Annotated in this window: 23 protein-coding genes and 1 pseudogene; 12 read left to right on the plus strand and 12 right to left on the minus strand. The window is 46.8% G+C overall.

The window, feature by feature from the left end; translation table 11 throughout:
* Nucleotides 1–565: 565 nt before the first annotated feature.
* Nucleotides 566–841 (minus strand): hypothetical protein, encoded by a 276-nt coding sequence (locus RID53_RS06575; protein ID WP_446387354.1) that lies wholly within the window; start codon nt 839–841, stop codon nt 566–568.
* Nucleotides 842–1,222: 381 nt separating this feature from the next.
* Here RID53_RS06575 and RID53_RS06580 point away from each other — a divergent pair.
* Nucleotides 1,223–1,726: pseudogene (locus tag RID53_RS06580) on the plus strand (CIS tube protein); the annotation flags it as partial.
* A gap of 1,016 nt (nt 1,727–2,742) precedes the next feature.
* Here the strand turns inward: RID53_RS06580 and RID53_RS06585 are convergent.
* From RID53_RS06585 to rimI, 3 genes are all read right to left on the minus strand, one after another.
* Nucleotides 2,743–3,141, minus strand: a complete 399-nt coding sequence (locus RID53_RS06585; protein ID WP_446387355.1) for an ExbD/TolR family protein — start codon at nt 3,139–3,141, stop codon at nt 2,743–2,745.
* A 99-nt stretch (nt 3,142–3,240) separates the two neighbouring features.
* Nucleotides 3,241–5,715 (minus strand): ATP-dependent Clp protease ATP-binding subunit, encoded by a 2,475-nt coding sequence (locus RID53_RS06590; RefSeq protein ID WP_446387356.1) that lies wholly within the window; start codon nt 5,713–5,715, stop codon nt 3,241–3,243.
* 301 nt (nt 5,716–6,016) lie between these two features.
* Nucleotides 6,017–6,652, minus strand: a complete 636-nt coding sequence (gene rimI, locus RID53_RS06595) for a ribosomal protein S18-alanine N-acetyltransferase (RefSeq protein WP_446387357.1) — start codon at nt 6,650–6,652, stop codon at nt 6,017–6,019.
* Between the two features lie 77 nt (nt 6,653–6,729).
* On the opposite strand from rimI, the gene lysA reads away from it, so the two are divergent.
* The 3 genes from lysA (at nt 6,730) to RID53_RS06610 (ending at nt 10,014) form a co-directional block, all read left to right on the plus strand.
* Nucleotides 6,730–8,142, plus strand: coding sequence for a diaminopimelate decarboxylase (gene lysA / locus RID53_RS06600; RefSeq protein ID WP_446387358.1), 1,413 nt, complete (start codon nt 6,730–6,732; stop codon nt 8,140–8,142).
* Between the two features lie 188 nt (nt 8,143–8,330).
* Nucleotides 8,331–9,254, plus strand: coding sequence for a diadenylate cyclase CdaA (gene cdaA, locus RID53_RS06605; protein ID WP_446387359.1), 924 nt, complete (start codon nt 8,331–8,333; stop codon nt 9,252–9,254).
* 19 nt (nt 9,255–9,273) lie between these two features.
* Nucleotides 9,274–10,014: an isoprenyl transferase gene (locus RID53_RS06610; RefSeq protein WP_446387360.1), complete on the plus strand. Its 741-nt coding sequence runs from the start codon at nt 9,274–9,276 to the stop codon at nt 10,012–10,014.
* A 157-nt stretch (nt 10,015–10,171) separates the two neighbouring features.
* Here the strand turns inward: RID53_RS06610 and RID53_RS06615 are convergent, their stop codons facing one another.
* On the minus strand, nt 10,172–10,444 hold the full coding sequence (locus tag RID53_RS06615) for a DUF3143 domain-containing protein (protein ID WP_446373421.1): 273 nt from the start codon (nt 10,442–10,444) through the stop codon (nt 10,172–10,174).
* Nucleotides 10,445–10,452: 8 nt separating this feature from the next.
* Entirely contained in the window at nt 10,453–11,076 is a 624-nt protein-coding gene (locus RID53_RS06620; protein ID WP_446387361.1) for a J domain-containing protein, read from the minus strand.
* 195 nt (nt 11,077–11,271) lie between these two features.
* Here RID53_RS06620 and RID53_RS06625 point away from each other — a divergent pair, with 195 nt between their 5' ends.
* The 4 genes from RID53_RS06625 (at nt 11,272) to RID53_RS06640 (ending at nt 13,163) form a co-directional block, all read left to right on the plus strand.
* The gene (locus RID53_RS06625; RefSeq protein ID WP_446387362.1) at nt 11,272–11,514 is read left to right on the plus strand and encodes an AbrB/MazE/SpoVT family DNA-binding domain-containing protein; all 243 of its coding nucleotides are present in this window, start codon (nt 11,272–11,274) and stop codon (nt 11,512–11,514) included.
* Nucleotides 11,508–11,852: a type II toxin-antitoxin system PemK/MazF family toxin gene (locus RID53_RS06630; protein WP_446387363.1), complete on the plus strand. Its 345-nt coding sequence runs from the start codon at nt 11,508–11,510 to the stop codon at nt 11,850–11,852. The genes RID53_RS06625 and RID53_RS06630 overlap by 7 nt, the downstream gene beginning before the upstream one ends.
* Before the next feature lie 357 nt (nt 11,853–12,209).
* A complete protein-coding gene (locus RID53_RS06635; RefSeq protein WP_446387364.1) occupies nt 12,210–12,935 on the plus strand; it encodes a response regulator in 726 nt (241 codons plus the stop codon).
* 60 nt (nt 12,936–12,995) lie between these two features.
* Nucleotides 12,996–13,163, plus strand: coding sequence for a metallophosphoesterase family protein (locus RID53_RS06640; RefSeq protein ID WP_446387365.1), 168 nt, complete (start codon nt 12,996–12,998; stop codon nt 13,161–13,163).
* A gap of 157 nt (nt 13,164–13,320) precedes the next feature.
* Here RID53_RS06640 and RID53_RS06645 read toward each other — a convergent pair whose 3' ends face one another.
* Nucleotides 13,321–14,025, minus strand: a complete 705-nt coding sequence (locus RID53_RS06645) for a C40 family peptidase (protein WP_446387383.1) — start codon at nt 14,023–14,025, stop codon at nt 13,321–13,323.
* 37 nt (nt 14,026–14,062) lie between these two features.
* On the opposite strand from RID53_RS06645, the gene RID53_RS06650 reads away from it, so the two are divergent.
* The 3 genes from RID53_RS06650 (at nt 14,063) to RID53_RS06660 (ending at nt 16,792) form a co-directional block, all read left to right on the plus strand.
* A complete protein-coding gene (locus RID53_RS06650; RefSeq protein ID WP_446387366.1) occupies nt 14,063–15,007 on the plus strand; it encodes a serine hydrolase in 945 nt (314 codons plus the stop codon).
* A gap of 92 nt (nt 15,008–15,099) precedes the next feature.
* Nucleotides 15,100–15,657, plus strand: coding sequence for a zinc ribbon domain-containing protein (locus RID53_RS06655; RefSeq protein WP_446387367.1), 558 nt, complete (start codon nt 15,100–15,102; stop codon nt 15,655–15,657).
* Between the two features lie 127 nt (nt 15,658–15,784).
* Nucleotides 15,785–16,792, plus strand: coding sequence for a hypothetical protein (locus tag RID53_RS06660; protein ID WP_446387368.1), 1,008 nt, complete (start codon nt 15,785–15,787; stop codon nt 16,790–16,792).
* Nucleotides 16,793–16,925: 133 nt separating this feature from the next.
* On the opposite strand, the gene RID53_RS06665 is transcribed toward RID53_RS06660, so the two are convergent.
* The 5 genes from RID53_RS06665 to RID53_RS06685 all read right to left on the minus strand — a co-directional run bounded on the left by RID53_RS06665 (nt 16,926) and on the right by RID53_RS06685 (nt 20,205).
* The gene (locus RID53_RS06665) at nt 16,926–17,147 is read right to left on the minus strand and encodes a DUF4926 domain-containing protein (RefSeq protein WP_446387384.1); all 222 of its coding nucleotides are present in this window, start codon (nt 17,145–17,147) and stop codon (nt 16,926–16,928) included.
* A gap of 31 nt (nt 17,148–17,178) precedes the next feature.
* Nucleotides 17,179–17,655: a DUF6883 domain-containing protein gene (locus RID53_RS06670; RefSeq protein WP_446387369.1), complete on the minus strand. Its 477-nt coding sequence runs from the start codon at nt 17,653–17,655 to the stop codon at nt 17,179–17,181.
* Between the two features lie 328 nt (nt 17,656–17,983).
* Nucleotides 17,984–18,949: a phosphoribulokinase gene (locus RID53_RS06675; RefSeq protein ID WP_446387370.1), complete on the minus strand. Its 966-nt coding sequence runs from the start codon at nt 18,947–18,949 to the stop codon at nt 17,984–17,986.
* 170 nt (nt 18,950–19,119) lie between these two features.
* Nucleotides 19,120–19,470 carry a 4a-hydroxytetrahydrobiopterin dehydratase gene (locus tag RID53_RS06680; RefSeq protein WP_446387371.1) on the minus strand — a complete coding sequence of 117 codons (351 nt, stop codon included), beginning with the start codon at nt 19,468–19,470 and terminating at the stop codon, nt 19,120–19,122.
* 99 nt (nt 19,471–19,569) lie between these two features.
* Complete coding sequence (locus RID53_RS06685) at nt 19,570–20,205, minus strand: hypothetical protein (RefSeq protein ID WP_446387372.1); 636 nt, start codon at nt 20,203–20,205, stop codon at nt 19,570–19,572.
* Nucleotides 20,206–20,459: 254 nt separating this feature from the next.
* Here RID53_RS06685 and RID53_RS06690 point away from each other — a divergent pair, with 254 nt between their 5' ends.
* On the plus strand, nt 20,460–20,687 hold the full coding sequence (locus RID53_RS06690; protein WP_446387373.1) for a hypothetical protein: 228 nt from the start codon (nt 20,460–20,462) through the stop codon (nt 20,685–20,687).
* Nucleotides 20,688–20,768: the final 81 nt, after the last annotated feature.

Consider the following 20,768-nt stretch of genomic DNA (forward strand, 5'->3'; position numbering starts at 1 on the left):
GTTGTCAGTCCCCTCGAACACCGTTAACAAAATGTCCTCTCTTAAAGCGCTTATGACAAGTAAGCTTGCAGGGTTCACGGACTGGGGAAGTATCCGGAAGTGCGTATCAGCTAACGGCTCAACGGTTCTATTCAGCTCTTGCGTCACCAGACTTGTCTCTGGCAATCCCTAACGGAGGAGCGATAGCTAGGTTAGGGTTGTTGAATTAAGATTTAAATCAGCCAACAGAAAAAAACCTGATAACTGATAATGTCAACTTCTAGAAGATATTGACAAAAGAAGTTGTTTGTGCATATTGCAGGCAATAATAGCTGGCATTAATGGTTTACCTTTCGGTGATAAAACGGGTACACGAATCATGGGTATAAGCCTCTCGTGTAAAGTTGTCAGTCCCCTCGACCACCGTTAACAAGATGTCCTCTCTTAAAGCACCTAAACAAGTAGGTTTGTAGATAGTCCAGACTGGGGAAGTATCTGGAAGTACGTGCCAGTTAACGGCTAATGGTCTATTCAACTCTTGCGTTGCCAGTCCTATCTCTGGCAATCCCTAACAGAGGAGCGATAGCTAGGTTAGGGTTGTTGAATCCGTAATGCTGCTGGCTGTAGCCAATCTCTGAATAATATTTTTCAGTGATAGCACGTCAGAACCTGTTCGTACAGGAGTCATTCCCTGTTGTAGCAACCAGCGATAAAGCTCTGGCCCCCTTAAGCTCTCCTTGAAAAACCATTGCTTATCTAAAGCAGTATAGATCCATCGGGTTAAAACAAATAGCGTTCTGTAAATCCGGGGATTTCCCTCAGATAAGACATCTAGCAGGGTTAGGGCAACAGCAGCAATCATGGCCGTCTGTGATTAGGCTGTACGGATCAGCGTAATGAGAGAGGCTAACTTTAGTTATTTTATTAGACTAGGGTCAAAAATTTGTCATCAATATCTTTACAAATTATAAATTAAATATTAAAAAATGTTTAGGACTGTCGGTGCCGATTTAAAGAGTTTGCTTGATTGTGGGCTATGATGGTTATTTAGCATTTTTTAGTTTAATTTAGCTTACATCGTAAAGAAAAGTAAACTCAGTCGGTGGGGACAATTACAGTTAACGGCGAGGCTCGTCATTGGTCATACTCGCTTCGCGAGAAGCAAGCTACGTCATTGGTCATTGGTCATTCGTAAGGATTTAAGGGCTATTTACAGAACTTAATATAGGTAAGGACTCTGGTCATGTCACAACTGGTCAAAGCGCAACTGATTTCAACTGATGGTGGCGGAACTATTGAATTTATGTTTAATCCCAATCAGTTGGCGTTCAATCAGCAAATTAATCTCACCAAAAGTAGTGGAGCTAGGACAGGCAGGGGATTGCCTAAAGTTAACTTTGCTTATCCTGAACCCGTCATCCTTACCATCAATGACCTAATTTTTGATACCTACGAGCAAGGGGAGAGTGTTCTAAAGCATATCAAATCATTTCGACAAGCGGTTGATTTTGCCGAATCGGGAGCAGGTCGAGAGAAACGCCCACCTACTTATGTATTTACCTGGGGGTCTCAAAAGTATATTCGCTGCTTTGTGACCAAACTCGATTACAATCTGACGATGTTTCTGCCGGATGGGACACCAGTACGCGCCAAGATTAACTTGACGTTAGAAGAGATTGATGAGTCTACATCTCAACCGGGTATGTCCGCACCTACATCGAATGCCAGTCAACGCCAACAAGATAGCTTGTCAAGTCGCAAGGCTCGGCTGAAATCAGGCTCTGGTGCGAGTTCACCAACGTTACGTCCCTCGCCTCCGGCAGCACCATCAGCAAGTTCACCGACTACGGGAGCTTTAGGAGATGCAGCTAATGCAGCGTCCCAAGCGACTTCCCAAGCCTCTGATGCGGCTTCTCAGGCAGCTTCCCAAGTTTCTGATGCAGCGTCTCAGGTGGCTGATACGGCATCCCAAGCTGCCTCTCAAGTTTCCGATGCGGCTTCCCAAGCCTCTGATGCAGCTTCTCAAGCGGCTTCCCAAGTTTCTGATGTAGCGTCTCAGGCGGCGGATACGGCGTCTCAAGCTGCCTCTCAAGCCTCCGATGCAGCTTCCCAAGCGGCGTCCCAAGTTTCCGATGCGGCTTCTCAGGCGGCGGATACGGCATCTGATGCTGCTTCTCAAGCTGCTGATACAGCGTCTCAAGCGGCGTCCCAAGTTTCCGATGCGGCATCCCAGGCGGCGGATACAGCATCCCAAGCTGCTTCTCAAGCCTCTGATGCGGCGTCCCAGGCAGCTTCTCAAGTTTCTGATACAGCATCCCAGGCGGCGGATACGGCATCTGATGCGGCTTCCCAAGCCTCTGATGCGGCGTCCCAGGCAGCTTCTCAAGTTTCCGATGCGGCATCCCAGGCGGCGGATACAGCATCTGATGCTGCTTCTCAAGCTTCTGATGCAGCTTCCCAAGCGGCTTCCCAAGTTTCTGATACGGCATCCCAGGCGGCGGATACGGCATCTGATGCTGCCTCTCAAGCCTCTGATGCAGCTTCTCAACTTGAAGAATGAAGACCACAGCCATGAGATATGGGATTAGCGAAGCGTTGCGCAGGGGGTATGGGGGAGGCGCTCGTCCCCCATCGGGGGGTCTGGGGGGCTGGTCCCCCAGAAACAACCGCTATCTTTGACCCTATCTGTGACAAGAAGAAATGGGCTAAAAGCAGGATGGCTCAACACTTCAGCTAGCTTGTCACCCCGTGAACTCATTGCCTCTACTGCGTCGCGATCGCTAAACGAATGCCTTCGACTAACCGTAAGCGATCCATCACGCTAACCACTCGACCATGAGGGACATTTTCATCAGCATTGAGAATCACCAAGAATGGAGAATCCGCCGTCACTAATGACTCTATCCCGGCTTCGAGTTGTGATAATTCAATCGGTTCTTGGTTAATAAAAATCACCCCATTTGCCTGAATTGTAACTGTAATTATTCGGTCTTGTACCTGACTTTCTGCGGTTATCGCTGTCGGTAAATTAACCGGTAATCCTTCAGATCGGGTTAAATAAAGGGTTGAAATGATAAAAAATGCCAAGATTGCGAATATCGCATCAATCATCGGCACGATATTAATCTGGAACGGTGTTTCTGAATCATCAGGTAGACGCATAACTCAACCTTCTGCCTTCTGCCTTCTGCCTTCTGCGATAAAAACGGTAGAAAAGGCTAACCTTCTCTACCGCCATAAGGGAGTTATGAATCAAGTGGATTACTCAGCACCTTGAGGCAAAAGTTCCCGTTGTTCCCCAGGTTCCCCAGGAATGACTTTCACTTTGCCCTCTTCATCCACATCGACGATCGCACTGTCTCCTTCTTGCAGGCGAGTCGCCAGGATTTCTTCTGCTAATACGTCTTCTAACAAGCGCATAATTGCCCGACGTAGGGGTCTTGCGCCGTAAGCGGGACTGTACCCTTCTTCCACCAACCGTTCTTTGAAGCGATCGGTGACTTCCAAGGTAATTCCCTGTTCCGTGAGACGCTTGAAGACTTCCCGCAGTAGGATGTCGCAGATTTCCTTGATCTCGTCTTTGGTAAGCTGACGGAAGACAATAATCTCATCCAAACGGTTGAGGAATTCTGGACGGAAGTACTGCTTGAGTTCCTCGTTGACCAAAGAACGGATGCGGTTGTACTGGGATTCAGCTTCATTGTCGCTTAACTCGAAGCCTAAACCACCGCCACCTTTTTCAATCACCTTCGACCCAATATTAGAGGTCATGATTAAGAGGGTGTTCTTAAAGTCTACTGTCCGCCCTTTCGCATCCGTGAGACGTCCGTCTTCCAGGATTTGCAGCAGCATGTTAAAGACATCAGGGTGGGCTTTTTCGATTTCGTCGAATAGAACCACCGTGTAAGGACGACGACGTACTGCTTCGGTTAGCTGACCGCCTTCGTTATAACCGACGTACCCTGGAGGCGAACCAATTAACTTACTGACGGTATGGCGTTCCATGTACTCGGACATATCCAAGCGAATCATCGCCTCTTCTGACCCGAAGAAATAAGCCGCCAAGGATTTGGCTAACTCAGTTTTACCCACCCCGGTAGGACCAGAGAAGACAAAACTAGCAATGGGGCGGTTGGGGTTCTTCAAACCAACCCTTGCCCGTCGAATCGCCCGTGATACCGCTTTCACGGCATCTTCCTGACCGATAAGGCGCTGATGCAGCGTATCTTCCATGTGCAGCAGCTTCTCGGATTCGGATTCAGTCAGCTTGCTAACCGGTACCCCCGTCCAGGATGCGACAATATGGGCGATATCTTCCTCATCGACGACCGGCGAATCATCCGTTCCCGCTTCCGCCTTTTTATTTTGAGCGATCGCGCGAATTTCGCCTTTAATTTCCATTTCCCGATCGCGCAGTTCACCCGCCCGGTCAAAGTCTTGCGATCGCACGGCGTCGTCTTTTTCCTTAAGGACTTGTCGCAGTTCCTTATCTAATTCCTTCGCCGCTGGGGGAAGTTGGGAGTTTATTAAACGCACCCGGCTACCGGCTTCATCAATCAAGTCAATCGCCTTATCCGGTAAATAGCGATCCGAGATATAGCGATCAGACAATTTTGCCGCTGCATCCAGGGCTTCATCTAAAATTTTCAGCTTGTGATGCTGTTCATAGCGTTCGCGCAACCCGTATAAAATCTCAATCGTCTCTTCAACAGACGGTTCACCTACCATTACGGGTTGGAAGCGCCGTTCTAATGCCGCATCCCGTTCAATATGTTTACGATACTCATCCAGGGTTGTCGCCCCGATACATTGGAGTTCGCCCCTAGCTAAAGCGGGTTTCAGGATATTTGCGGCATCAATAGCCCCTTCAGCCGCACCTGCGCCAATCAGGGTATGAACCTCATCAATCACCAAAATTACATTGGCAGCTTGACGGATCTCATCCATGATTTTCTTGAGGCGTTCTTCAAACTCACCTCGATACTTCGTTCCCGCCACCAGTAGCCCGATGTCCAAGGTAACGACGCGCTTTTCTTCTAAGATATCTGGGATATCGTTATTGGCAATTCGCTGCGCCAATCCTTCTGCGATCGCAGTTTTCCCAACCCCAGGTTCCCCAATTAATACAGGGTTATTTTTGGTGCGGCGTCCCAAAATTTGGATAACGCGCTCAATTTCCTTAGCGCGTCCCACTACCGGATCAAGTTTCCCTTCACCCGCCAATTGGGTTAGATTGCTACCAAATTCATCTAAGGTTGGTGTTTTCGTGCGACCCGAAGATGCGCCACTGGTGACTTCTGCCGTCTCGCCCAGCATCCGGATGACTTGAGTTCTCACCTTGGTCAGGTCTACACCCAAATTTTCCAAAACTCGTGCCGCCACCCCTTCGCCTTCCCGGATCAAACCCAGCAGTAAATGCTCAGTTCCGATATAGTTATGACCCAGTTGGCGGGCTTCTTCGAGCGATAATTCTAAGACTCGTTTTGCCCTGGGGGTAAAGGGAATTTCCACAGCGACAAAGCCGGAACCTCTACCAATGATTTTCTCAACTTCAATCCGGGCATCTTTAAGATTGACACCCATCGACTTGAGAACTTTGGCGGCGACGCCAGTTCCCTCCCCGATTAAACCCAGAAGGATTTGCTCCGTGCCGACAAAATTATGCCCCAGGCGACGTGCCTCTTCCTGGGCTAGCATGATCACCTTAATGGCTTTTTCTGTAAAGCGTTCAAACATGGCGTATTTCCATCACCTGTTGCGTGCCCGTGTACGCTGATTCTAGCATAGGAGACTTGTCAGGCTGTCTCCTATACAACAACCTGTCTAAAATTAATCTTTAATTTTCTCTATCTCCGGGGAGAGATTTTGGGAGCTGGGGAAGCTGGGGAAGCTGGGGGAGATGGGGAAGATAGGGGAGATAGGGGAGATTATGTAGGGGCGGGTTTCACTATTATCTTTTTAGTTACACCCAGATGTAACTAAACCCGCCCCGACTAAATGACGGACGAATGACGAATGACAAAGGACAAATGACAAATCACAGATAACTGAATAGTTGCCAACCCTGACGGGTTAAGCGGGAGACGATTTGCTCATAGCGCTCTTGCAGGGTTTGCTCAAATTGTGGCTGTTGTAACCCCTTGCGCCACAGAATTAGGGCATCTTCACCCGTATCTTGGTAATATCCTCGGCGTCGTCCGGCTGGGATAAAATCAAACTTTTGGTAGAGAGACAAGGCGGCGTGATTCGAGGGTTTAACCTCTAAGGTTGCCCACTCCAACTGACGTTGTTTAGCGTCCTTGAGTAAGGCATACAGTAAAAATTGCCCCAGTCCCTGATGTTGGTAGTTTGGATGCACCGCCAAAATCGTAATATGCGCTTCCTCCAGAATTGACCAGTAACAACCTAAACCCACTAAGCCATTCGGTAAAGGGGGATGCGTGGGTAAATCGTCCCCCAGTAGATTGGGTGGCATAACAACGGCTGAATGGCAACCCAATGGGCACTTATCCAAGTTGTTGTGTGCTTCTAAAACCAGTAATTGACTATTCGGGCTATTTAACTCTCGTTCGTAGCCCGATCGCGTCCACAACCCACCAAAACATATTTGATCCAGATCCACAGCCGCATTGAGTTGTGCTGTGGTTAGCGGCTTGATCTCTAAGACACTCACAGCAGTCAATTGTACACTAAATAACGGACGCTTTTGGTGTACCTGCCCATATCCATCGCAAGGATAATCACAACATTATGCTATTGACTGACTCCACTCAGGTGCAAAACTCCGGACAGCGATATCTTCGCTCATCGAATTCTCATGGCGATGATCGCTCCCCGAATCAGGAACTGTTGCCTCTCACGGCTACCGTTAACAGCCAAGACTGCCTGGAAATTGGTGGTTGTGATGTCAAAGGTTTAGTTGAGGAATTTGGTTCTCCCCTTTATATTCTAGATGAAGTCACGGTAAGAACGGCTTGCCGCCAGTATCGGGATGCTTTTGCCCGTTATTATCCCGGAGATACCCTAGTGCTGTATGCTTCAAAAGCCTGGAATTGTTTAGCGATTTGTGCGATCGCGGCATCGGAAGGTTTGGGTGTTGATGTCGTATCCGGAGGCGAACTCTACACGGCATTAGAAGCCGGAGTCCCAGCCGATAAGCTGTATTTCCATGGCAATAACAAGTCTATCGCCGAACTCCAGCTTGCGATTGAAAGCCATTGCACGATTGTTGTGGATAATCAGTTGGAGTTAGAAACTCTGGCAGATTTGGCACAAAAAACCTCTCCGGATACCCAGGTGCGAATCATGATTCGGATCACCCCAGGGATCGAGTGTCACACCCATGACTACATTCGCACAGGACACCTGGATAGCAAGTTTGGTTTTGATCCCCACACTCTAGATAACGTTTTTGCCTTCATTCGCCAAAACCCTATTCTCGACTGTATTGGGTTACACGCTCACATTGGGTCACAGATTTTTGAGCGTCAACCGCACAAAGACTTGGGAGCGGTTTTGGTCGATTATCTCCAGAAAGCCGCTCAATTCAATCTATCCATTCAAGAACTGAATGTCGGTGGCGGCTTAGGAATTCGCTATACCGAAGACGATGATCCCCCCACGATAGATGCTTGGGTTAAGGGCGTTTGTGAAGCCGTGGTTAATGCCTGTAACCAGCAGCAGTTACCCCTACCCCGGTTATTATCCGAACCCGGGCGATCGATTATTGGACCCGCTTGTGTGACGGCGTATACCATCGGTAGCCGTAAGGAGATCCCACAAACGCGAACCTATCTGGCGGTTGATGGGGGAATGTCTGATAATCCACGTCCGATTACTTATCAATCGGTCTATCGTCCAGTCGTTGCCAATCGCATGTCAGCACCGATAACTGAAACCGTCACGATTGCGGGTAAACATTGCGAATCCGGGGATATTTTACTCAAAGATGCCCAATTACCCGAAACCCAACCTGGGGATCTGCTCGTGATTATGGGAACTGGGGCATACAATTACAGCATGGCGTCTAACTATAATCGTGTACCTCGACCTGCAGCGGTGTTAGTTAAGGATGGAAAGGCTGAATTAATTGTGCAGCGAGAAACCTATCAAGACTTAATCCGGTTTGATCATTTACCGAAACGACTGGTATCTCAGGATTAGGGATGAAGGAGCAATGTAGAGACGCGCCATGGCGCGTCTGGGAGCTGGGGAAGCGGGGGAAGCCAAGGACGAATGACGAATGACGAATGACGAATGACAAATGACAAATCAGTCGCAACTCCCCGCCTAATCTCGTTACAATCAAGCCAGAGTCAAGCTCTCAGTTGCTAAACGTTTAATTAAGTTCAATGCCTGCGTCGTCGTCGGGTTCTTTTCCTGACTCTGGCTGGGTTCAATCCTTATTGCTGGACAGCGTTGATGTCGGATTGGTTCTAGCCCTCACCTATATGGTTCTCCTCATTATCGGGGAGCGTCGTACCTTGTGGATGGTTCGAGGGCTAATCGTCTTGATGCTAGCGGCAGCGGTCAGTAATCAACTAGGATTGACCCTGTTGAGTTTTGTGTTAGAAAAATTGGTAGTTGGTTCGGCTGTGGCGATGGCTGTCATCTTTCAGTCAGAATTTCGCCGCTTTCTCGAACAAGTCGGGCGGGGAGAAATTCGGCAGTTGTTTCAATCCCAACGCCGCCCTATGCCTAAAGCAGATAGCGTTACAGATGAAATTGTCGATGCGGTTAAAGAATTATCCCAAAATCGGATTGGCGCATTGATAATTATGGAAACCAATGGAACCATTGACGAGCGAGATTTTTCTGTACCAGGGGTACAGTTAAATGCTGAACTGTCTAAAGAACTGCTGCAAACCATCTTCCAGACGACCACATTACTCCATGATGGGGCAGTATTAATTCGGGGGTCTCGCGTAGCAGCAGCGGGCGTGATTTTACCTCTGTCAGAGCGAACGGCTTCACGACAACTGGGTACGCGCCATCGGGCGGCTATGGGAATTACTGAGCGAGTCGAAAATTGCCTTTGTATTGTTGTATCCGAAGAAACGGGTTCAATTTCATTGGCGGAACGCGGCGGACTCAACCGACCTTTAACCAGTAGTAAACTCAAAGAACTGTTAGAGGCTCGATTTTCGACAGCGGTTGACCGTGAGGCAGTTGCCCCCGGTTTACGCAGTTTAGGTCGCCAAGTGAAGTCTCAGGGACGGCTACTCATTTCGCGTTTGCTGCGTCTGCCGTCATCCACGTCTCGAAAAAAGAAATGACTATTATTATACAACTATTATGCAAACGATACTAAAAGAATTACCGAGCGATCTCGACCAGGAACGCCTACCCAAACATGTAGCGGTGATTATGGATGGCAATGGTCGTTGGGCAAAACGTCGAGGCATTCCTCGGATTATGGGTCATCGCCGAGGCGTAGACACATTAAAACAGTTGTTGCGCTGTTGTGATGATTGGGGTATCCAAGCCCTGACTGCTTATGCCTTTTCTACCGAAAACTGGGGACGTCCTATCGAAGAAGTTGAGTTTTTGATGACGCTGTTTGAGCGGGTGTTAATTCGAGAACTCAAAGAGATGATGGAGGAGAATGTACGCATTCAGTTTGTGGGAAATTTAACGGCGCTACCCCAATCCCTGCAAAACCAAATCGAACGGTCGATGATCCAAACGCAAAAGAATACCGGGATTCAATTTACCGTGGCGACTAATTACGGTGGACGGGAAGAGATTTTGCAGGCTTGTCGGACAATTGCGACTCAGGTTCAGCAGGGTGAGATTCAACCGGAGGAGATTGACGAAGCGCTGTTTTCTCGCCATCTTTATACTGCCAATATTGGTGATCCGGATTTGCTGATTCGCACCAGTGGAGAGATGCGGTTGTCCAATTTTCTCCTCTGGCAAATGGCTTATGCTGAATTTTATATTACCGACGCTTTTTGGCCCGATTTTGACCGCGAAGCGTTTCATCAAGCTTTAATTGCTTATCAAAAACGAGAACGGCGTTTTGGGAAGGTTTGAGATTTATAGCGCTACGCGCTAGGCAATGGGCAATAGGCAATGGGCTTTCTTTGAAGAAAAACACTGACTCATCAAGGGATTGACTGTTACAGACGTGCAATGGCGCGTCTGAATTGTTAGTTAATCATTCAAAAATTAACTCTGAGAATTTAGAATTTTAAGGACCAGAGAAAACCGCTGCTTCTACATCTTCGCGACTGAGGGAATACTTGAAAGAACGCATAATGTCACGTCTTCCTTCCGCCGCATTAATGTAACGCACGGCTAATTCCTCAACTTCCAGACAGAGTTCGGCTTGCCAATTTGGTCGTTCTACACGCCAGCAATTGAGTTCGTTGCTATCTTGTTGACATCCTTGAGAACGGAGCCAATTTTCGATTTCAGGAAGGGGATGGTTATAGAGGGGAGTGTCAGATGAGGGAAGTACCATAGAAGTTTTCATAAATTGAGGGATGGAACAAAAAGAGGGATTGACGGTGGATGAGATGGGGAGAACAGTTGGTTAGAAAGGGGATATCGAGGGATTCGCTGTAGTTGAGTTAGGGGTGGCGTGGTGACTCGACTAGATAGAGATATCCCAGAAACTTGAAAGGCATTGTCTCCTCGGGTTAAGCCAATTACAATTGCCAGTACCAAGCATCCCACGAAAGTTATCCCCAAAATAAATAGGGCAAATAACTCGCCAGCGGAGAGAGGACGGTCTGTGGGGTCAAGGTAAGCCGAGGATGAATGTTCAACGCGCGATCGCCCAACGGGACGGTTCAATCCGGGTGGAGGTTGAATGACGTTGACACGAGAATAGCGAATAGTTTGATCATACAGGATTCGCCGTTCTGGACTACTCAGAGTCGCGTAGGCTTCATTAAGCTGTTGAAACTTCGTCTTTGCTGTTTCCTTTGGTAAGTCGGTGGTATCGGGATGATAACGTTTACTCAGTTCCCGATAGGCACGACGGATATCTAGAGCAGATGCGCTAGGGTGTACCCCCAGAATCCCATAATAGGTTATGGATTGTAGCTCTTTACTCGTCCTAGTCTTCTGTTTTACCCAGTCTTGAGCCATCCTAGCTGGTATAACAAACGGTCTTTAACATTTTACGCGATCGCTCTCGGTTGGTGAGCAGATAGGGTAGCGATGTAGAGATTCCTCCGGTGGAACGTCTGGAAGATGGAACAGATTGGGAGTGGTAATGCCCTCCGGTAGACCAAAAAGCAGTAGTATACTCAATGTGTAAACATCGGATTGTAATTCTCAATTATGATCACCCAAAAAATCAGCCTGTGGGGTAACTCTCTTGGACTCAGGCTCCCGCAAACCCTGATTCAACAGATGGGATTAAAACAAGGAGACTTAGTTACCATTTCAACTGAGGGAAACAAGATCATTCTGTCTCCGGCAAAACCCAGGTATACCCTTGATGAACTGCTGAAAGATGTAACTCCGGATATGCAGCATGATTCGGTGGATTGGGGAGAGCCGATGGGAGAAGAACGTTGGTAAAGATCGATGGGCGCGTCCCAGAACGTGGTGATATCATCCAATTGGAACTGAATCCCCGTACTGGGAGTGAGCAGGCAGGCTATCGTCCAGCCATTATCATTTCACCATTAACCTATAACCGAATGTCTAAGATTGTGCTGGCTTGTCCGATTACAAGCCGCAAAAAGGGATGGCCCTTTGAAGTGGAACTGCCCGCTCAGATGCAGACTTATGGCGTTGTATTAGTCGATCAGATTAGAGCCGTTGACTGTAGCGCGAGAAAAGCGGTTTTTCTGGAAAAAGCGCCCTCTAAGTTAATGGATGAGATTCTAGCGAGATTAGAGACACTTGTAACCTAACAGGCGATCGCGTCGTTTGTCGTCCAAGCTTCAGCTTTCAACTGAATGTCACGCTCCTCGTATTCTGGTGGGCAATGCCTACCCTACACCTACGCCAACTGGAGTATATAAGTTAATGGTTGTGGTCAGGGCGGGTTTATTGCATCAGGGGTTTTGTCGCAACAGATAAGGTAAAACCCGCCCCTACAAATCATGATGTTTTGTCTGTGATGAAAAGTATACCCAAAAATTGTGCGATCGCCTACTTAAAACTGCGATTCTATAAGGGGTGATCAGAAACCTGGAAGAAATGGGTACACTTAACCTAATCTGTGCTAGTCGCGCGAAAGCTTCCCTCCAGTCAGCAGGTTGTTATCAATGAATACTGTTTTAGTTGTCGAAGATTCTCTCAGCCAGCGGGAATGCGTTTCTCAGCAGTTAACGTGGAGTGGGTGGAATGTCATTCAAGCCCGTGATGGTGTGGAAGCACTCCGGCAAATTCAGCACAATTCTCCTGATTTAGTGCTATTAGATCTGGTCATTCCGCGCATTGATGGCTACAGAGTTTGTCGCCTGATAAAGGCAAATCCTCATACCCAGAATATTCCTGTCGTGCTTTTAACGGGGAAAGGGCAACAATTAGCACTGTCTTACGGGATCAAACACGCTGAGGCGTATGTCGGGAAACCTTGGCAACCTAGAGAATTACTGGATACTCTGAAACGAGTTTTACTCGATACTAAAAAAGAACCACAGATGGCTTCGGCTGATACGTGGACAGATTACGGTATTCTTATTTTCAAGATTATTCAACTCTATGAATGTCGTGTTCAACCTTGGACTGAGTATGGCTCCCAAATTATTAAACTGTATGAGAAGGCATTAGCAGCTTTTGAAAAAGCTTTGACAATTTCACCTAATCACGTACAAGCTAACCATTACCGCCTAATAGTTGAGAAAAACTGGAGTCATCTACGGGAAAAATTAGAACAGTCTCAACCTTGTAAGGTTTGTCAGTATTATCATGGCAGTGATGGGATTAACTGTGCTGTTTATCCCTGGGGGCGTCCCGGAGAATTTTGCCTAGATTGGGAATTGAGTTAGTCGTTGTTTGTCATTTGTTTATGTCATTTGTTTATGTCATTTGTTTATGTCATTCGTCTTATGTCTATGGAAAAAGTGGCAATTATTTCGGATATTCACGGAAATCTGCCTAGATTACAAGCAGCTATGGCAGATATTGAAGCTTGTGGCTGTCATCAAATTGTCTGTTTAGGTAAATTGGGAATGGGTAGCGAGCAAGATGCAAAGCCTGCGGCATGGCTTCGCTAAACGCACTACGGCAAGGATTTTGCAATTCTTGATATTATGGTTTAAATGCCGAACAGCTTAACGTATCACGGGAAATATAGCAGTAGACACATCGATTAGGACAAGCAAACTGTTGTTCAAGACGTTCCGGCGGAACGTCTCTACCATAAGATGTGTCCTAACCACTATGGCGGTTGCTATAACTGACAGCGACTCGCCCGATTCCCTTAAACCGCTGATAATAAGTTTGACTTACTTTATCTCCTTGATCCGAAAGCCAGTCAATGCCAATCCCATTTCGACCATCTTCTTTTCCCGAACTGTGGATATAATAGCCATCGCCTAAAAAAAGACCCACATGATTAATTTTCTCAGGTGTGCCAAAGAAAACTAGATCACCCGCTTGCGCTTCTGCTAAAGGAATTGATTGAGTAAACGCCTGCTGCTGATAAGAATCTCTCGGTAACCAAATTCCCGATGCTGCAAACGCTGCTTGCATCAATCCTGAACAATCATAATTGGGTCCCACGGTTCCCCCCCACAGGTAATAATTCGGCTGCTGCATCGCTTTTTGGGTAAATGCTATCACCTCTGGGAGTCGGTCTTGGATTTGAGGACGGGAGAGTGCGATCGCGTGATAGGGTTGAGGGGCGATTTCCAGGTGACTGATATCCTCGACTCGTAACCAAGCCTGATATCCATCCTCACATAACTGCACCTCGACAGCCTGTTCCCTGGCTGTCGATAACAAGGGGTGTAAATGGCGTCCAGCCGCCGCTTGAGTCGCTAAACTCGCACAAGCGGGAGAATCATAAAGGTCTAAATTAACACGGCAGATGTACTCACCATGTTTTAATGCAGATAATTCTGGAAGTACCACCATATTGGTAAGCGTTGACATCACTTGTTGAGAGCAAATTATGACATTCTTTCGTAAGGACGACCAACTCGAAAAAATTGGTACAGAGATTCTCGACGCCGCTTGGTTAGAGTTTCCTGGACTTGCCCGCAATCAAATTGCTTTCACCTGGATGGTTTATGATCCCCCCATCCCCGTAAATACTGGAGGGGCGCTTTCGGCGGATGAATTTTGGAAATATCCCGTCCGAGGCTTTAGTTATCGGGGGGTTGAGCGAATTTACCCAGCGGATTTGGTTGCCCTATTTTATCTGGTCGCCATCCAAGAATGGTTAGAAACCGCCATGGTCGAATCATCGGATGAACTGGAACGGGCAATTAAGGCGATGATTGTTGACGCTAGCCATGATGCCTTAAGTTTAGTCGTCGATGTCTTGAGTGGAACCACCAGTGGTCCTGAGTTAACCCCTGGTCCCTTTGAAACCTGGAAGCTACAACGTAATATTGTTAATCGTTACTTTCAATCTCTGGGTTGGCAAGACTTAGAATCGATTAACGTCAATCAAAAAACCTGGAGTGATGGACCTTATGGTCGGGAACGGCTATTTATGGGAACCTTGATGGAAAATCGGAATATGTTAACCACCAATGCCACAGCACGGCTACTCCATAGTATTGTGGGTGGCGTGGCGGTATCCTCCGTGCGATCGCAGGTGATGATGAGTCTGCTTAAACGCAATCTGAACCCTGCCGATACTCAGGATACCCCCAATCATCAAATTACTGGATTCTTAGGCGCTGGTCTTCCGCCAGAGGCTCAGTTGTGGTCTAAATCCGCCTGTTCATCTCAAGTGCGCCATGATGCGGCTTACATCGAGATACCATCGATATTACCCTATCTCCTGGTTGTATTCACTGAAAGCAAAACTCAGAGTCAAAATCCAGACCTTCTCCCGTTTATTTCTCAAAAGGTTGTCCAAGCAATGAGTATTGTTTCCATTCATTAAGAATACGGAAAATTAGGGCAAGTTGCGGTAATCTATACAGAGGTTCTGGAAAATTACCGCAGAAAATTATTGGATTACGCATCTCTAAGATAATGAAACTTGTTGAGAAGCACGTAGTTCGTCAAGGCACTCGAAAATGGAAAGAGATTGATGACTTAGCCTTCAAGTCGAAAAATCTTTACAACCGAGCCAATTACGAAATTCGTCAACATTTCTTTAAAACCCATCAAATCCTCTCCTACAACGAGATGGCATCTCGAATGCGACTAGAGGAGTCTTATTGTGCCTTGCCTCGCAAGGTGAACAATCAAAACTTTACCAGCGTTCCCCATGCAAGATTAATCAAGATGTTGACCTATAAAGCTGAACGGGTTGGCATAAAAGTCATCATCACCGAAGAATCTTATACGTCGGTTGCTAGTTTCCTGGATGGAGATTGTATTCCTGTTCACGGAAGTCCAGAGGCGAAAACAGCAAAATTTAGCGGTCGTCGTGTTAAGCGTGGGTTGTACCAATCAAAAATCGGCGTCAAATTCAACGCCGACATCAACGGCAGTTACAACATCATTCGTAAAGTAGTCCCAGATGCTTTTGGCAACGGGATAGAGGGTGTAGTAGTTCACCCAGTTAAGATTACTCTTGCCAACTAATTTCCGCGATCTTCCGCAAAATTAGGAACTATATTGACTTAGTGGCGAGGAAGCCGCAATCCTAGACAATAATAAGCAAATCGGTTTTGCTGATTTCAATCTTTACATCTTTTGTCGAGGAGTGACCTTGAAACATAATCTTTTACGCTCCGTTACTTACGGCGTTGGTTTAGGGGTAGTCACAATGGGGAACCATCCCTTACCCGTTCACGCTCAAGTCTCCAGTCCAGGCGGCGGATCATTGACTCGCTTAGAATCCATTGCGGCTGAGGTACGCACCGAGGGGACGGCTGAACCCGCCAATGCTTGGGTTAATCGACTGACAGGTGACCCCGCACTGACTCAAGATGCAGTCAATCTCCCGGCTGGGTCTTCACTGCCAGAAACTACACCCCTACCCAGTGCTACTGTAGACTCACCGACTCCCTCTGTGTCCTGGAGTAAAGGACTCACCAACAATTCAGCTACCGCCCAGAGTTCGCTGAATCCAACGGTTGCAGATTCTCCAGCCTCATCTGTGAAGCGTATCACTCAAGAGGATGCGATCGCGACTCAATCTGTCCCCGAGTCCCTGAACTCCTCGGCTGATGCGCTGACCCTACAGCCGACTCAGGATGAAGAAATCGTGTTGAATGAGTCCCGGACTCTCGCTCAAACCGACCTCGATATCCGCCGAGGAACTCGCGGCGTTCCTAACTATTTGGGGATTGGTATCAACATTGGTTTAACCGAAGAAGATGATGTCGCTGAGGCTGATGCTGACGATGGGGGTGAGACGGCGTTAGGGGATGCTGGGTTTGTTATAAACGGCAAAATTGGTTTGTCTCGTAATATATCCCTGCGACCTGGTGTAATTATTGGCGATGATGCACTTTTTATGGTTCCCTTGACTTACGACTTTCTGATTCCCCGTGTTGATCCCTTTGAACCTGTACGCTTTGCGCCGTTTTTAGGCGGAGGTGTCGCCTTGTCAACGGATAGCGATGACAATATCGGATTTTTACTCACTGGGGGAGTGGATGTACCCTTGTCGCGATCGTTTGTCGCTAACGGGTCAATTAATATTGGTTTTATCGAAGATGAGACTGATATCGGGATTATCCTTGGCGTCGGTTACACCTTTCCTGATTTCTAGTTCCTAGCCAATTTCTATCCGTAGGGGCGACCTGCGTCCATAAATTAACAACGCCATTCCACTCAATTGGGTCGGGTCGCCCTCTGTTCAAATCCTGAGGATGAAGTCTTGATGCTCTACGAGAGCGATCACTTCAAGCTTGAACTAACATTTCCTCGGTTAATTTGTAATGATGTAAAACCATCAATTGGTTAGCATTGAATGTCTCTATAGCATAAGCACGACCATTCATATCGCTAAACTCAACTTCAAAAACTCCCGGTTCGTATACTTCAACAATTGTTCCCACTTGACCTCGATATAATTCTAGCTCAGGCAAGTCTTCCAGAAGTGCCACCACGTCTAATAACTTAATTTGTGGATTCATAGTCCTTTCCCATTCCTCCTTACAGGATAAAACAAGTAACCAATCGCGGAAAATCTTCCTCATCGCGAACGAGCCAAACACTGCGAACCATTGCCTGTTTGTCCTCTCTAACCATCAAAAAATCTACTTTATACTTTTGCCCGTATGGATTGCGTTTATCGAGAACGGTATCGGTCGTTTGGATAGCTTGCATCAGTGCGGCTCTTAACTCATCAGCATCATTAATTCCAATCCCTAAAGCCGATTGAAAAACCCGCGCTTTGTGTTGACCATCTGAATGTCTCGGATTGAGACAGTAACCTGATAGTTTTTCCTCATCAATAATAGCTTGTTCGGGATGGGGAAGTTTCATATAGCAATAGGCTAACGCATCAAGTGCTGTTTCAATCTCCTTTGGAGATCTAATGTATTTGGAACCCTTACCCGATCGCGGGGACAAAGAGCGATCGCGACTTCTCTTCAGTTTAGCTTTTTCGCCGGAATCTGAATTGAACATCACACAGGACTAACATTGCCTTTCCGTTACAGATGAGGTACACCCAAAAGAAAGAGCGTCAAGAATTGCTCTCATCCTTGCCGTAGTGCGTTTAGCGAAGCCATGCCGCAGGCTTTGCATCTTGCTCGCTACATTGAGCATCTTGCTCGCTACCCATTCCCAATTTAAATGCGTGACAGCTTAGGGGATGCTTACAGCGCTTTTCACGTTTATGGAATACAAAATTGTATCGGCTTGCTTTTGGGCGCAATGATCGTCTGTAGTCTACTAACTTGAAAACTGCTGTAAATATCAGATGGGAAAGCTCTGTTTTCGGCTGGAGAGAACTTCAGGTTAACGCGGGTTCACTGGACTGATAAATATGAGCCGCTTTGAGCATGTGATAGGTAATCAATAGTTGGGTTAATGCTAAGGGATAACTCTGGAGTGTTTCCCCTGTGGTTCCCGTCACCTTACCAATATTAGGATCACCTTCTAATGTGCAGTATTTACCCAAGTAAGGAATTTCGCTACATAAAATCCGTTCTAATTCCCGTACCTGTTCCTCCGTCGCATGACCATCAACTTCCAGAACATCTACAGGTTTACCCATATCTCGGTCTAATTCGAGACGAATAGCTGTACTCAGATGGGATTTGCTAGGACTCAGGAGTCGAGTAAAATCTGGATGGGGAATTGTCGGTCTGAGGACTAACCGCACATTCAGCATTAAATCACTCTGTTCCTCCGATAGTTCGTCAGGAGGGTAGAAGCTAACCACAATATCTGACCACTTACGCTGGGGACGGATAAATTCCTCCGAATCCGGTTCCCGTTTTCTCAACTGTTCGAGTACCTGTTCATCCGTATACCCTCGCTTGCGCGTATCCCGCTTAACTTTCCACTCACTCCGCAGTGATTCTGGAGGGGCTAAAAAGACCTTGACATCGAAGCACTCACGCGCTAAGCGAGTAGAATAGCCGAGTAATCCTTCAACAATCACAAATCGGCGGGGTTGAATATACTCTGGGGGGTCAAAGGTACCCGTGTTGTGGTTGTAAATAGGTTTGAGAATCGATTGTCCCGTTCGCAGCAAACCCAGATGCTGCTGCATGATATCTAGATAGTTACAGTCAGGATGAAGGGCTGAAATGGCTTTTTGCGCCCGTTGCTGGCGATCATAGCGGTGGTAATCATCGGTACAGAGGATTGTGACTTCATCTTCGCCCAAGATTTGAGCAATTCCTCGTGTTAGCGTTGTTTTACCAGCAGCGCTATCACCGACAATACCGAGGATAATAGGGCGATGAGTCATAGGTCTTCGATGATTACTAAATTTAGGGAACTCCTGATTCGTATAATTTTAGGTGGGAAGGGGATATTTGTCATTCGTCCTTTGTCCTTTGTCATTTGCTCCCTTAGCTTCCCCAGCTTCCAGACGTGCCATGGCACGTCTCTACATTGCTTCCCCAGCTTCCCTAAACCTCATCCAGCCATCTGGCTAGCGATATCATCCGTCTTTGCCGCCATGATAAAGTCGTTTTTGTGTAAGCCGGAGATGGCATGAGTCCACCAGGTTACAGTGACTTTACCATATTCGGTTAAAATAGCGGGGTGATGTCCTTGTTCTTCGGCGATTTCACCCACACGGTTGGTAAAGGCGATCGCTTGTTTGAAATCGGGAAATTCATAAGACCGTTCTAAGTGGGCTTCCCCTTCTGGCTGAATTAGGTTCCAGTCGGGGATTTCCGGTTTCAGTTGGGCGATCTCCTCTTGGCTAACGGGGGATGAATTCTTGGTGCAAGCTTCGCATTTTTGTTGGTTTAATTGAGCCATCGTGATTATCCTTGTTACTGCCATCACTTTCACCTTGTCTATATAAATGTTATGCGATCACACAAGCTTTCAATCCGATATCCGATAAAAGAATAAAAATTAAGTCAAATCTCGTCTAATTTGGGCGATCGCAGAATTTAACCCTTCACTGTGAATCCAACCCACATATCCCCCATAAACCATGCTGTCATGACTATCCGCCACAAAAACATGGTCAACACCTAAGGGATTTTTCCAGGTTCTCACTGCTGCACCATCCCTGAGTCGAATAATAGGATTAGACTGCTTGAAATCGCGGTGATGTGCAGGAGTCATACCCGGAACCCGTTCTAAAATTGCGATCGCGTCTTGAGTTGCATCTGTTAAGTAAGCATTCACTACAGTATCACAACCACACCCATCCGTTACCGTCGCTTTTAACCTATCCTTAATATCCCCATCAAATAGGGAAAGCGCCTCAATCTCTTCAATCAACTTCCCATGAGGTTCACTCTGACGCCGCTGACAATAAACTGCTGTAAGTAAATCCTCAAGCCCCACCTCAGCTAACGCATCCGTAATCAATCCCGTCAATCCCAAAACCGCAATTCCACCTAACATTCCCGCCGGACCCCCCAGCAATGCTAAAGCCGCCGTGATAGCCGCCGCCCCTGTCAACCCTGTAGCCGCCATCGTCACCACCAAAATTACCCCAGGTAATCCCAACGCGGCAATTTTTTTAACAACTTCATCCATTTTTATCCCCTCCGTTATCACAGAAACGAAAAATGTTTAGCTTTTTTTTATCAAGTTTAACCTGTCTCTATAACTCGGCTCAGACTTATAAACTTTAATGTATAAAACTATACACAATAGGTTTAGGCGATCGCATGAAAGCTTGAGCCAATTCCGCCATGAAGTTGACCAGACACCTTCTCATCACTTAAGATTATTGCCGATGCTATATTATCTCAGTTATAATAAAATCACCTATATATTAAATAATTCCCATGCATGATTTATTCAAAAATGCTTTTATACAAGCATTAGGAGTGGCGGCATTAATTTATATTGGTTTTCAACTTCTGGATTGGGGTATAGATTCCATCCTTCGTATTTTAAGAAGTTTTGATAACTGGTATAGAATCTATGGCTCGAAATGGGCTGAAGAAGTTGCCATCGCTTTTGGTGTGCTTTATCTGTTGTTTGCGGCGGTAATTAATAGTAGAAGTCGTTAATAGAGTAAAGGTTTAGAAATAAAAACAATAGATTTTAGGGTTAAAGACGTTTCGCGCATCGCGTCTGTAGGGGCGGGTTTA

It is taken from the genome of Coleofasciculus sp. B1-GNL1-01, assembly GCF_040220235.1.
GTDB lineage: Bacteria > Cyanobacteriota > Cyanobacteriia > Cyanobacteriales > Coleofasciculaceae > Coleofasciculus.